Here is an 11,270-nt window from a genome sequence, read left to right as displayed (position 1 = left end):
TGCCAGAGAACGATCAGCTCGTCCAGCGTCAGAGCCGTCGCACTTTTCGCGCAATATCGAGCTCCAGTTCCTTTTCGGCCACGATGCGTTTGAGACGGTCATTCTCCCGTTCCAGGATGGTCACGCCCTGGTCTGGTCGGTCACCAGAGAGGCGGGCACGGCCCGCCTCCAGAAACTGTGTTTTCCAGGTGTGGATCAGGCTCTCGTTGGCTCCATGCTGACGGGCTGCCTCCGCGACTCCGAGTTCGCCCCGCAGCACGCTGAGGACGATGGCTTCTTTGACGTCGGTGCTCCAGGTTTTTCGCTGTTTCCCCATGATGATCTCCAGTGTGCTCGTCCCTCGCATCGAGAGGGTCAGGTGCTGAAAGTCATCCTTGGAGCACTACCGGTTCAGCCTGGCTGTCTGGCCGATTGGGGTTGATGAGCCAGGCGAGGCGCTTCACATTGAACGTCGGTCAGTTGCTGGAAGCGGACTGGTCTCCGTGGATCAAGATGGGGTGGCTCTTCACACTGGGTGGGCTCGATTCGTTGAAGCAGGACTCTGAGCACGCAAGAGAATGTTTCGCCGAAGCGTTGCTCTGGGCGGACACGGCCGGCGATTCCCGCTGGAGGACGTTCATTTTGAATCATCTGGCGAGGATCGAAATGACGCTGGGGTACTGGGAGCAGGCGCGACTTCACCTGGATTGCGCATTGGCAATCAATCGAAAGGAACAAAATCTCGGGCTCATCGTGTACTGCATGCTGGGGAAGGGAGCGTTGGCCGTGGGCACTGATCCTCCTGAGGAAGCACGGGGGGTGCTGCTGGAGGGACTTCAGTTGGCCCGTGAGGCCGGCTATGTCCTTCACGTGCCAGAATTTCTGCTCAATCTTGCTGACGTGTGTTTGAGGCTTGCGGACTTGGAGGATGCACTGGGTTTCGCGGATGAGGCGCGGCAGCTGGCGGTGGCAAGTGGGATGAAAATGCAGGAATGCCAGGCTTTGGTGCTTTTGGGGCGGATTGCTGCTGCGGGCAACGACCAGGAAGGGGCGTGCACGTATTGGCGTGAAGGGTGGTCACTGGCGCGTCTGGTGGGGGTTGACGCGATGGTGACGACACTGGACGAGCTGCTTGCAAGGGGCCAGTACGACGAGCGTGGGTAGAAGAGAGGGAAAAGGCGTCACGCCTCGGCACTCTGCTCCAAGTGGTGCACCGCCGATCTGCGCTCGGGCACACTCTGGTCCGCTACCAAAAAGGGCCGCATTCCCCCCGGATTCATGCGTGGGGGTGGAGTGGCCCTCGCCACGATGGGCCAACTCAGCCGAAGCCCCGCGTTCTGTATTAAGCTAAACGAGCGATGTCCGCTGCAGTCACGCCGACCGAGGAGCCACCAGTCACCAGCGATCCCACGGGGCTGCCCGGCGTCCCGGTGACCGAATCGGACACGCCCACCAGCGATTTCGACGATCTGCCCGGCACGCCGGTCCACTGACCACGCTCTGGTGCAGCGGCAAACGCGCACATCGACCTCACGCCCGCCTGCGAGAATGAAGTCCACATGAACCGCGAGCGCATGAACTCGGCGAGCACCACGTCAGACCGGCCTGCTGCGCCCGAAACCGGTCTGTTACGGCACCTGCGCCGTCCCGTCGCCCTCGATCGATTCCGGGCCTCCTGGACAGGACGCGGCGCCAGGTGGCCTGGCAGTCGGACCGGATGAAGCGGCTGCTGCTCGTCGGCCTCCTGGTCACGGCCTGCCAGCCGGTGGACACGGCGCTCAAGAAGGCCAGGGGAGAACTCATGACCAGCCAGCAGCTCAACGCGCACATCCTGGCGCGCCTGACGCAAGCCGACTTCACGGAGATCGATCCGGCCCGCCTGTACGGCCACGGTGGCCGCCTGTTCCTCACGAAGCTTCACAGAGACGAAGCCCTGGGTATCCTTGACGGGCTCATCCGGGATCAGGTGCAGTCCACCCGCTGGGCGGACGATTACGGGCAGGTGCACGGCACGTTCCGCGTGAAGGCGCAGCCGAGGATGATGCTGGGCCTCTCGGCCAGCTTCATCGAGGGCAAGGAACTCACGTACGAGGACGAGAAGGACCTGTACGAAACCTACGAGACCGAGGTGCTGTACTCCGCGCCTGAAATTTGGGACGGCCCGTGAAGGCACATACCTGGTGATCCTCCCTACTCGCGGCCGGTCGTGAAAAGTTGGCAATGCCACGCACGGGCACCTCGTCCTGAAGATGAGCGGGGAGCACGACGACCGGAAGCCCGGTCAAGCGCAGGGCGTGGCTCGTGCAGGGCGCCGCGACCCGGTAGGCGCCCCCTTATGAGTGTGACTGCGTTCGTCGAGGCCCTCTCCGCTCGTCTCCCTGCGATGGCGGCGCCCCTGCGCGGCCCGGTCCGCCCCGCCGACATCCAGGCGGTGCCGGCCGCCGTGGAGGTTCCGCTGCCCCCCGAGGTGCAGGACCTCTACGGCACGGTCGACGAAGAGGACGGCATCCTCCCGGGCGTCCTGCTGGGCATGACATGACTCCCCGCGCGCCGCGCCGCTCAGGAGCACGTCACCTGGATGGATCTCGCGCAGGACGACCCCAGTCTCATCAGCGAACCGGCCGGGGCGATCCAGGCTGTCACCTTCCACCGCCAGTGGGTGCCGCTCGCAGTGGAAGGGTCAGGCAACAGCCTCGCCATCGACCTTGCCCCCCGGCGAAATGGGCGGGGCTGGGCAGGTCATCTCGTACGGACCGGATGAGACCACGCGCCGCGTGGGGTCCCCCTCGGTGATGCCCTGTTCCACTGGGCGGCCAGGGCGGTGGAACAGGAGGGCGTACAGGTCAATGGAGATGAGGTTACCTACCGGGAAGGCGGCTCGTTCCTGGACGCCGTGCGCGAATGCCATCTGCCCCTGACGTGAGGCAGGGGCGACTTCAGGTTCCCGCTTATACGCAGCCTTTACTGATCAGCCAGTTCACGATCTGCTGCCGTGAGGTCGTGCCGTTCGGCCCGCCGTACGGGGCGTTGTCGAACGTCCGCGTTATCACCTCGCCGTTGAGTTTGGGTTCCAGTGTCCAGGTGCTCGGCGTGTTCGTGCTGAGATTCAGGTACGTGACCCGCGCGAGGTACGTCAGGCTGCTTCTGGTGAGCGGCGTGCACTTCGCGGTCTGGTTTTCAATCTGTGCGTAGTTGCCGCGGTTGAAGTTCTGCTCCTGCGGGACCATGTTCGCCCGCCGGCCCCACCCGCCGAGCTGACTGCCCACGAGGTGACCGCCGTCATAGCCGTCAGGGTTGTCCAGGTTGCCGACCTTGCCCTGGCAGGTAGCGGTACGCGCTGCGGGGGCGGCCTTCCCCGTCAATGTAGTAGTGCCCGCCATTGATGAAGTGCCAGGTGTTCAGGTCGCTGCCCGTGAAGCGCACCGGGCAGCCGTCGGCGAGTTGCGCCTGCAGTTCCGTGTATGCCTGGAAGCCCATGCCGTACCGGGCGAAGAATGCGGCAGCCTCCGTGGGCGTGAGGTCGCGGGTGACCTCGCTGAGGTCGACCTCACGCTCACGGAGCGAATCAGGGCTTTGTAGGGGTCGGCCACCGGCGTGGGGGCGGTGGAGCAGGCGGCCAGCAGGGCCGGGAGGAGCAGCAAGGCGTATTTCATGACGGTGTCTACCGAATCACCTGAATGTGATCGGTGTATCAATTTGGGCGTCAGAGGGAGGCGCCACGACACGCCTCCCTCCCCCGTGACTCTGTCGGCTGGGCATCCGGCGCGATGAGCCATGTCCCGCCACTTCGCCACGCCGGGAATCGCCCTCCTGCGGCCCACGCGACCGGCGCGAGGTTTGACCCTACAGTCCGCCCACTCCGACAGAGACGCCGCCGGGAGAGCCAGCCGCTCCTCCCGGCTGAGCCGTTTGACGATCAGAACCAGGTACACCGTGCCGTCCGGCTCGGGCTCGTCCGGTTGGATCAGCCAGCCCACACCGCTGCGCCACACCCGCAGCTCGCCCCGCTGCGCCCAGGTCAGGCTTGCACTGGACGGCACACTACACGCTGCTCTGGTGGTTAACAGGTTTGGCGGCTGGTGGTGGCCCGGAGCGGGCCATTGCCGCTGCACAGCACCAAACATGCCGCTGGTCTTGCGGGTGAGTCCCTTGTGCCGCCCGACCAGACTGCACCCACCTGTGACGCCTGCAGGAACTCGTTGGCTGGCCCCCTGCCTGAGGAGTAGCCTGACGTCAGGACCAGACGGCGGCCGGACACAGCCGGAGCGCACTGGCCCTCTCTTTGCCTCACGCTCCAGAGGAGCCTGTACCGACATGAACGTTTATCTGTCTGCCGCTGCTTTTGGACTTCTCGGGTTGCTGGCCATGGCCGGCCTTGGCCTCGCGCACGGACACTCGCCCGGCGCTCGGCCGCACGGAGGGACCCTGCCGCGTCATCCGGCCCCCCACTCGGCGCCGCAGGCGGGGCCGGTCCACAGCCCTCACTCCGCGAGTCCCGGCGGCAGTTGGCTGGGCACCGCGCTGCTGCTGACTTCCCCCCGAGTCGTGTTCAGTGTCCTGCTGGGGTTTGGCCTGGTGGGTCTGGTGCTGACGGGCCTGCCCCTGACCGCCGCCTGGTCCGCCGGAGCAGTGTGGCTGGGGGCCGGGATGGGCGGTCTGGCCTTCGAGCGCTGGGTCACGGGGCCCTACTGGAACGCCCTGATGACCTTTCAGTCCCGGCCAGCGCGCTCGCTGAGCAGCACGGTGCTGTCTGCCGCTCAGGCGGTCACGGATTTTGACCAGGACGGACATGGGCTGGTCCTGCTGGAATTTGAGGGTGAAATCCGGCAGCTGCTTGCTGTGCAGTCGGCCGCAGAACGCGCAGGTGGTCTCCGGATCAGGCTCGGCGACCGGGTGCGGGTCGAACAGGTGGATGAAGAGCGCCACCGCTGCACCGTGTCACAGCTGGGCTGAGGCGGGCGGTCCGGCCGCCCTCGCTCTGCCCCGCCCGACGTTTGCGCCTGAACGGGGGCTGCCCCCCTGTGGTGCCTGCAGGTCGCCTGCGCCGCTCAGGCTGCCTGGCCGCGGCCCACCGAATCAAGGAGCTTGACCATGAACCTCAACACGTTTATTTTTATCGCCGTTGCCCTCGCTGTGGTGCTGGTGGCCATTCCTGTCCTGGTCGGCGGGTTTTTGCGCAATGTGCAGGCCGGGACCATCCGAATGGTCAGCTGGTTGCGCGGCGCCACCGTCATCTACCGGGGCCCCGGCAAGTCGTTGGAAGTGCCGCTGCTGACCATCGGCACCACCCTGTCGAGCAAGGCGATCAATGTCGACCTCGACATCACCGATCAGACCGCCGACATTGACGCGCTGGGCGTGCCGCGCCCGATTAAGGTCCGGGTATTGGCGAGCGCCATCGTGAGCGTGGGCGACTCCGACCAGCTGATCAAGACCGCGGCCAACCGCTTTTTTTCCAAACCCGAAGACGACCAGATGGCGATTCTCAACGATCTGCTGTCGTCGGCCGGTCGCCGCGCCATCAACCTGCTCACCCATGACCAGCTGTTCAGTGCCAAAACCGCGCCGACCCAGCTGCCCTCGGCGCGCGGGCCCCGCGCCGCCGAAGACCGCGCCGCAGAGCAGCGGGCCGCAGAGCAGCGGGCCGATCCCACCCTGCCCGCCATTCAGGCGGCCGAAGAGGACGACGATCCCCTGGCCATCATCATCCGCAAAGCGTGCAGCAAGGAACTCACCGATCTGGGGCTGATTTTCAACTCGCTGAACATCAAGGTGGTGCAAAGTGAGGTGGCCGACGCCCGGCGTCGTCAATCGGCGGCCGAGGCGAGCGCCAACGCCGATATCGTGGCCACCCAGCAGGCGCGGCGCGCGCGCGAGGCGCAGCTGGACGCCGAGCGCCTGATCAGCGACAAGTCCCGTGAACTGGCCCAAACCCAGGCCAGCAACGCCGCCCTGATCGCGCAGGCCGAGGCGCTCAAGCAAGACGCCCTCGGCACCCAGCGCTCCTCCGAACTGCGCGCCACGCAGCTGGCGCAGGCCGACGCCCTGCGGGTGCGGATCGAGGCCACGGCGGCCGCCGACGCGGAGGCCATTCGGGTGGTCAAGCTGGCCGAGGCCAACGCCCAGAGCATCCGCCAGGTCAACGAGGCCATCATGGCCGGCGGAGAAGCCTATCTGCGCTACCGCCAGATAGAGATGCTGCCCCTGCTGGTGCCCGAAGTGGCGCGCGCCCTGGCCCAGGCCAAACTGGTGACAGTCTCTGGTGGCGATCCGGGAGGCGCGGCCGGGCAGGCCACCGGCCAGATCACCGATGTGGTCAAGATGCTGCTGACGCTGCAAGCCGTGCAGGGGAATACGGGGCCGGCCATTCCCGCACCAGAGGGCCTGTCCAGAGAACAATGAACCGGTTATTGGTAGTCACTCTGAAAAGGAACGACGTTCAGCACGCATTCCAAGAGGAATGTTGACATCAGCCTCCACTGCGACTGGGATGCCATTGCCGGACAAGTCAACGGACTACCATTATTGAGAACGGCACAGGTTCGCCTTGCTCCCGTCCAGACCCGTCAGCGATCAAGCTCACCCAGACACCTGAAGTCTGACGGCAACCGATATAAAGCTACGCCGTGATCAATAAGGGGCCGGAGAGTCTCCAGGCCGATCACCGTCCTCCTGAGGCGTCAGGGTGGGGCAGGCGCTGGGGCTGTGGGCCACCGTGGGAGCAGGGCTGGCCCCTCCCTCTGGCGCTGCGGCCCGGAGCGCTCTGATCACGTCGTCCACGTGCGTGCCGGGCAGCCTGCTGTGGGAGTTGGCTCGCCTTGTGGGGCACGCGGCCCCGAGCCCATGGTCGACAGCAGTTGACCATCGAAGGTGCACCTGTGGTCCCAGTGGAGCGGGTGAATTCTTGCAGGACGGAGCATGGAGCGAATTTGCCGTCTTGCCCCGACAACGCCTGGGAAAAGTATCTGCTAACGATGGATCAGGTCCCTGAGCCCTCAGTCGGTTCAAGAACAGTCCTGAATTGCTCGGGTTTCCAGCGCAGGGCATCCACGGGATGCTGAGCCCCATGTCGGACCAGACTGACCGCCTTCCGACCGTGTTTCAGGACGGGGAAGTGTTGCTCGCGCGTGAGTTCAGGGCACCCGGAGAGGAAGGGTTCGAAGTCGACCAGAAACTGCGCGCCGCGGTGGAGGACGCAGGTATGGTCGAGCCGCACCCGGCGGCGCTTCAGGGCGTGGAGAAAGGTGCGGCTTTGAACGGTGTCGACCGGTCGAGCGCCGAGCCCGGTCGCGATGTGCCGGGGGGCGTATGACGAGGCATTTCCACAAGGGTATGGCTGAACGATCCAAACGCCGAGCGTCGCCAGGACACGCGATAGCGCGGAGCTCTGCTGCGTCAGGTCCCGGAGAGCCAGTCGCTCAGAAGGATCGTTCGGGTCGTCGTCGGGAGGCTTCAGGGATTCGCGGACGAGAGGGCTCATGCCTCCCCACGGCCATGGGTATCACGACCTCATCATGCAGGAGACCCGTGCGCCCCTAGACTGCCGAAATCAGTTCGGCTTCCCCCAGGATGCCCGTGGCGGACCACCAAATTACTTGACCGTAAAAGGCACACTGAACAGGGTTGGATTGGGGCTCTGCGCTTCGGTGGAGTAGCGCAACTCATAGTCCCCAGGTTCATTCGGAAGCGTGAGTTGTCCCGGGTTGCCGGCTGAAGTGTAGAAGTAGTTCAGGTAAGCGCCCACAGGTGCGCCCTTGCGGACGATGGTGACGTAGTCCCCACCATTGTTTGGTCCGGTCCAGCGAACCTGAATCGTGGACCCTGCCTTCGCCTCCCGCGGCGCGACCAGACCATAGGTGGCAGCAGTCAGCCGGACCGGGACGCTGTGAAGCGTTGGGTTGGGGCTCTGCGCTTCGGTGGAGTACCGGACTTCGTAATCGCCCGGCGCCAACGGCGTGATTAAGCGTCCTGGATTACCGTTCCTGGTGTAGAAGTAGTTGAGGTAGGTGCCGACTGGCGCGCCTTTGGGGACGATGGTCACGTAATCTCCGGGGTTGTTTGGCCCGGTCCACCGCACCTCGATCTGGCTGCCGGCCGCTGCAGTGGGGGGTGCCTGTAAGGCATAGGACGCGGCCGACAGGGTTATCGGCACGCTGGCGAGCATGCGCCCGCTGATGTCGTTGTTGTACCGGATTTCGTAATCGCCCGGCGCCAACGGCGTGATTAAGCGTCCTGGATTACCGTTCCTGGTGTAGAAGTAGTTGAGGTAGGTGCCGACTGGCGCGCCTTTGGGGACGATGGTCACGTAATCTCCGGGGTTGTTTGGCCCGGTCCACCGCACCTCGATCTGGCTGCCAGCCGCTGCACTGCCTGGTCCTGCGAGAGACACGGAGGCCCGGCGGGCGGTAAACGGCGCACTCCGACCAACAACCCGGGTACTGCCGTCGGGATTGACCAGCACGTATCTCGCCTCGAACACGGCCTCCTCATCCTGAACTGCCAGGTCCACTTGTCCGGTGGCACCCGACACCTTCAACCAGTCCAGGTAGGCGGTGTCGGGATCGTCGCGCCGCGCCAGCGTTACCCAGTTGTTCGTGCCGCCCGGCGCACCGCTGTACGTTACCGTGACCCGGCCACCCGCGACCGGTTGGGCAGGAGCAACCTGCAACTGCACGGCCTGCACGGCAGCGATATCGAAAGCAAACCGGTTTGGTCCACCCGTCGTGACCGTCAGGCCAGCGTACGTCTGTGTTCCACTGGTCGCTTGCACCTGGACGGAGTAGGTGCCTGGCGCGAGCTCTGCACGGTACTCGCCGCCCGCGTTCTGAAGCGACTCGGCCGCCGCGCCGCCCACAGTGCGGGTCATGCGGACCACTGGACCACTCGTCACTGGCTGTCCGCCGGACGTCAGCGTGACGACCACTGGGGTTTTGATCTGTGCGGGCGGCGCAACAGCCTGGACCGCCTGCCCGAGCGCCGAGGCAAGTTCGCCAGCGCTTCGGGTATTGACGAAGGTGCCGACTCCTGCAAAGGAAGCCTGAGCGCGGGCGTCCAGATCAATGCCGATAATGCGCAGATCGACTTCCAGGCCGCGGGCCCGGAAGGCCTCCAGCGCTGCCTTCACGTCGCCCTGACACGACTCCTGCCCGTCCGTGACCAGCACGATGACCCGGCGGCCTGCTGCGGCCGGGAAGTCCTGAGCGGCCTGCTGCAGACTGTAGACGATCGGCGTCGCGCCTTTGGGCCGCGCGCCTCGGACTGCGGCGAGCAGTGCTGATCGGTCCAACCCGCGCATGGGGAGCACCAGCTTGCTGTCCTGGCAGGCACCCGGGTCCGCTGCATTTATGGCCGCGCCGTAGAGGCGCAGGCCCACATTGAGCTTCGGATCGTCCGGCAGACGCCCGATGAAATCTGTCAGAACGGCCTGTGCGGTGGCCATCCTCGTGTCGCCCCCTGGAAGGCGGGAAAACATGCTTCCCGAAGCATCCAGAATTAACTGGATCATGGTGGGACCGCTCTGGGCCTGTCCTGCTCCTGATGCAGAGAGGAAGAGGGCAAGACACAGACGCGTCAGGGAATGATGACGTGCGAAGCGGCACAATGACCACATGGCGGTCCTCCTGTGGCAGCGTTGAGCGTGCCCTCCAGGTCTCAGCCGAGGGCTGGGCGCTGCATGACTCAAGCTTAGTGGTTGGGACGGCGGAGGCAAAGGGTATGACCGAACCTGCCCCTGAGCAACCGGCGAGCAATTTGGGCGTGCCCCGCGATTGCGTAGCAGAAGTGAAGCGGCTTGTTGCCGATCTCGACGGTGCCCGAGCTGTTCAGTCCGCTGAATGAACGCAGTGTCTCCTCCGCAACGGAACGGCGCGAAGTTGCCGGCGAGCTGGGAGGTCCGGGCATCCGCCACTTGCCTGGCGGCGTGGCTTGCCTCGGACCAGCGGACCGGCGGCCTGGTGTGTGGTGCAGCGGGGCGAGACCGAACCGCTGGAGCCACTGTTGCCTGAGGTGCTCTGGGAGGATCTGCCAGGCTATGGCGCTTTCACACTCGGGGTCAGCGGCAACTGGTTGACTTCTGATCGTGAGGGCGGCACCATCGCGCTTGAACCAGAGGAAAAATCCGGGCCTATCACGCAGACGCTCAGCAGCAGGCCCTGAGCCGCCGGACGACGCCTGGGAATTCCAGCCTGGGCACGCCGAAGGCTCCCAGGTCTGACATGCAGCCGCGCGCCCGCTTCAGGTGTCCGCTCAGGGCCAGTTCCGGAGGCCCCCGGCCGCCTCCACCCACCCCCGGGACCTGCTGAAACGCGGCGTCATCACCGCTGACCGCACGTTAGGCTGAGTTATGACCGACACGCCGTCGTACGGGGATCTCTCCACCTTTGGAGGCTTTGAAGTGATGCAGTGGCAGCCCGGAGAGGCCCTGGGAGACCCGGAGCACACGATTCACCGCCTGAGTGTCGAGTACGACGGAACACAGGAATGGGCCGAGCTGCTCGCGCAGTTTCTGGCGCAGCCCGGCGTCGAGCAGATCCAAGGGCTTGTCACCGGCTACTGGAGCACCGACGTCCTGATGGACGAGGACCCCGTGGCGTCCTGGATCGAGCCGCTGCGGCAGGCGGCGCCCCAGCTGCCGAACCTGCGCGTGCTGTACGTCAATGATATTGGTCAGGAAGAGCATGAGGTCTCCTGGATCAGCAACGGCGACCTCTCCCCGTTGCTGATGGCTTTTCCGAAGCTCACCCATCTGGGCATCCGGGGCGGCAACGGCCTCGAGCTGCCGCACCTGCACCTGCCTCACCTCGACACCCTGATCATCGAGGCGGGCGGGCTCAGCGCCGAGCTGGTCCGGCAGGTGCTCACGGCCGATCTGCCTGCGCTGCGCCACCTGGAGCTCTACCTCGGGACTCAAGACTACGGCGCCACCAGCAGCGCCGACGACCTCACGCCGATCCTGGACGGACGCCGCTTTCCGCAGCTGAAGTACCTGGGGCTGAAAAACAGTGACTTTCAGGACCAGATCGCGCAGCTGCTGGTCGCGGCTCCGGTCACGCAGGGGCTCGAGGTGCTTGATCTCTCTATGGGCATCCTGACTGATGAAGGGGGCCGCGCGCTGCTGGACAGTCCGGCGCTGGGCCACCTGCAGAAACTGGATCTGCAGTTCAACTGGATGTCCGAGGCGCTGCGCGCCCAGCTGACCGCCTGGGCCGAACGTCAGGACCTGGAGCTCGACGTTTCTGACGCTCAGGACACCGATGATGACGAGTGGCGCTACGTCGCCCTGGGGGAATGAC

Annotated in this window: 13 protein-coding genes; 9 read left to right on the top strand and 4 right to left on the bottom strand. The window is 65.3% G+C overall.

From position 1 onward, the window contains the following. Positions 1–28: 28 nt before the first annotated feature. The gene (locus LAJ19_RS20855; RefSeq protein ID WP_225475745.1) at positions 29–316 is read right to left on the bottom strand and encodes a transposase; all 288 of its coding nucleotides are present in this window, start codon (positions 314–316) and stop codon (positions 29–31) included. A 128-nt stretch (positions 317–444) separates the two neighbouring features. Between LAJ19_RS20855 and LAJ19_RS20850 the strand changes: the two genes are divergently transcribed. From LAJ19_RS20850 to LAJ19_RS20835, 5 genes are all read left to right on the top strand, one after another. Then, positions 445–1,143: a hypothetical protein gene (locus LAJ19_RS20850; protein ID WP_225524511.1), complete on the top strand. Its 699-nt coding sequence runs from the start codon at positions 445–447 to the stop codon at positions 1,141–1,143. Positions 1,144–1,337: 194 nt separating this feature from the next. Then, positions 1,338–1,472: a hypothetical protein gene (locus LAJ19_RS21810; protein WP_255639951.1), complete on the top strand. Its 135-nt coding sequence runs from the start codon at positions 1,338–1,340 to the stop codon at positions 1,470–1,472. Between the two features lie 224 nt (positions 1,473–1,696). Next, complete coding sequence (locus LAJ19_RS20845) at positions 1,697–2,146, top strand: hypothetical protein (RefSeq protein WP_225524509.1); 450 nt, start codon at positions 1,697–1,699, stop codon at positions 2,144–2,146. Positions 2,147–2,314: 168 nt separating this feature from the next. Then, entirely contained in the window at positions 2,315–2,518 is a 204-nt protein-coding gene (locus LAJ19_RS20840) for an SMI1/KNR4 family protein (RefSeq protein ID WP_225524507.1), read from the top strand. Between the two features lie 39 nt (positions 2,519–2,557). Continuing rightward, a complete protein-coding gene (locus LAJ19_RS20835) occupies positions 2,558–2,740 on the top strand; it encodes an SMI1/KNR4 family protein (RefSeq protein WP_225524506.1) in 183 nt (60 codons plus the stop codon). Positions 2,741–2,927: 187 nt separating this feature from the next. Here LAJ19_RS20835 and LAJ19_RS20830 read toward each other — a convergent pair whose 3' ends face one another. Beyond that, entirely contained in the window at positions 2,928–3,359 is a 432-nt protein-coding gene (locus LAJ19_RS20830) for a DNA/RNA non-specific endonuclease (protein WP_225524504.1), read from the bottom strand. After that, entirely contained in the window at positions 3,268–3,456 is a 189-nt protein-coding gene (locus LAJ19_RS20825; RefSeq protein WP_225524845.1) for a hypothetical protein, read from the bottom strand. Before LAJ19_RS20825 ends, LAJ19_RS20830 begins: the two co-directional genes overlap by 92 nt. 837 nt (positions 3,457–4,293) lie before the next feature. On the opposite strand from LAJ19_RS20825, the gene LAJ19_RS20820 reads away from it, so the two are divergent. The 3 genes from LAJ19_RS20820 to LAJ19_RS20805 all read left to right on the top strand — a co-directional run bounded on the left by LAJ19_RS20820 (position 4,294) and on the right by LAJ19_RS20805 (position 7,291). Further along, complete coding sequence (locus LAJ19_RS20820) at positions 4,294–4,932, top strand: hypothetical protein (RefSeq protein ID WP_225524502.1); 639 nt, start codon at positions 4,294–4,296, stop codon at positions 4,930–4,932. A gap of 138 nt (positions 4,933–5,070) precedes the next feature. Continuing rightward, complete coding sequence (locus LAJ19_RS20815) at positions 5,071–6,381, top strand: flotillin family protein (protein WP_225524500.1); 1,311 nt, start codon at positions 5,071–5,073, stop codon at positions 6,379–6,381. Between the two features lie 664 nt (positions 6,382–7,045). Next, positions 7,046–7,291: a hypothetical protein gene (locus tag LAJ19_RS20805; RefSeq protein WP_225524844.1), complete on the top strand. Its 246-nt coding sequence runs from the start codon at positions 7,046–7,048 to the stop codon at positions 7,289–7,291. Between the two features lie 279 nt (positions 7,292–7,570). Here LAJ19_RS20805 and LAJ19_RS20800 read toward each other — a convergent pair whose 3' ends face one another. Beyond that, a complete protein-coding gene (locus tag LAJ19_RS20800) occupies positions 7,571–9,589 on the bottom strand; it encodes a VWA domain-containing protein (protein ID WP_255639950.1) in 2,019 nt (672 codons plus the stop codon). 732 nt (positions 9,590–10,321) lie between these two features. On the opposite strand from LAJ19_RS20800, the gene LAJ19_RS20795 reads away from it, so the two are divergent. Beyond that, positions 10,322–11,269: an STM4015 family protein gene (locus LAJ19_RS20795; protein ID WP_225524497.1), complete on the top strand. Its 948-nt coding sequence runs from the start codon at positions 10,322–10,324 to the stop codon at positions 11,267–11,269. The last annotated feature ends 1 nt before the right edge of the window (position 11,270 follow it).

This window comes from Deinococcus taeanensis, assembly GCF_020229735.1.
In the GTDB taxonomy this organism is placed as follows: domain Bacteria; phylum Deinococcota; class Deinococci; order Deinococcales; family Deinococcaceae; genus Deinococcus; species Deinococcus taeanensis.
The sequence above is the reverse complement of the archived record's forward strand: the minus strand, read 5'-3'. Positions and strand labels throughout refer to the sequence as shown.

Bases quoted from the DNA above. Each gene is read 5' to 3' on its own strand.
- LAJ19_RS20805 (WP_225524844.1), top strand. From the start codon at position 7,046: ATGTCGGACCAGACTGACCGCCTTCCGACCGTGTTTCAGGACGGGGAA.
- LAJ19_RS20855 (WP_225475745.1), bottom strand. From the start codon at position 316: ATGGGGAAACAGCGAAAAACCTGGAGCACCGACGTCAAAGAAGCCATC.
- LAJ19_RS20815 (WP_225524500.1), top strand. From the start codon at position 5,071: ATGAACCTCAACACGTTTATTTTTATCGCCGTTGCCCTCGCTGTGGTG.
- LAJ19_RS20830 (WP_225524504.1), bottom strand. From the start codon at position 3,359: ATGGCGGGCACTACTACATTGACGGGGAAGGCCGCCCCCGCAGCGCGT.
- LAJ19_RS20820 (WP_225524502.1), top strand. From the start codon at position 4,294: ATGAACGTTTATCTGTCTGCCGCTGCTTTTGGACTTCTCGGGTTGCTG.
- LAJ19_RS20800 (WP_255639950.1), bottom strand. From the start codon at position 9,589: ATGTGGTCATTGTGCCGCTTCGCACGTCATCATTCCCTGACGCGTCTG.
- LAJ19_RS20835 (WP_225524506.1), top strand. From the start codon at position 2,558: ATGGATCTCGCGCAGGACGACCCCAGTCTCATCAGCGAACCGGCCGGG.
- LAJ19_RS20795 (WP_225524497.1), top strand. From the start codon at position 10,322: ATGACCGACACGCCGTCGTACGGGGATCTCTCCACCTTTGGAGGCTTT.
- LAJ19_RS20840 (WP_225524507.1), top strand. From the start codon at position 2,315: ATGAGTGTGACTGCGTTCGTCGAGGCCCTCTCCGCTCGTCTCCCTGCG.
- LAJ19_RS21810 (WP_255639951.1), top strand. From the start codon at position 1,338: ATGTCCGCTGCAGTCACGCCGACCGAGGAGCCACCAGTCACCAGCGAT.
- LAJ19_RS20825 (WP_225524845.1), bottom strand. From the start codon at position 3,456: ATGGGCTTCCAGGCATACACGGAACTGCAGGCGCAACTCGCCGACGGC.
- LAJ19_RS20845 (WP_225524509.1), top strand. From the start codon at position 1,697: ATGAAGCGGCTGCTGCTCGTCGGCCTCCTGGTCACGGCCTGCCAGCCG.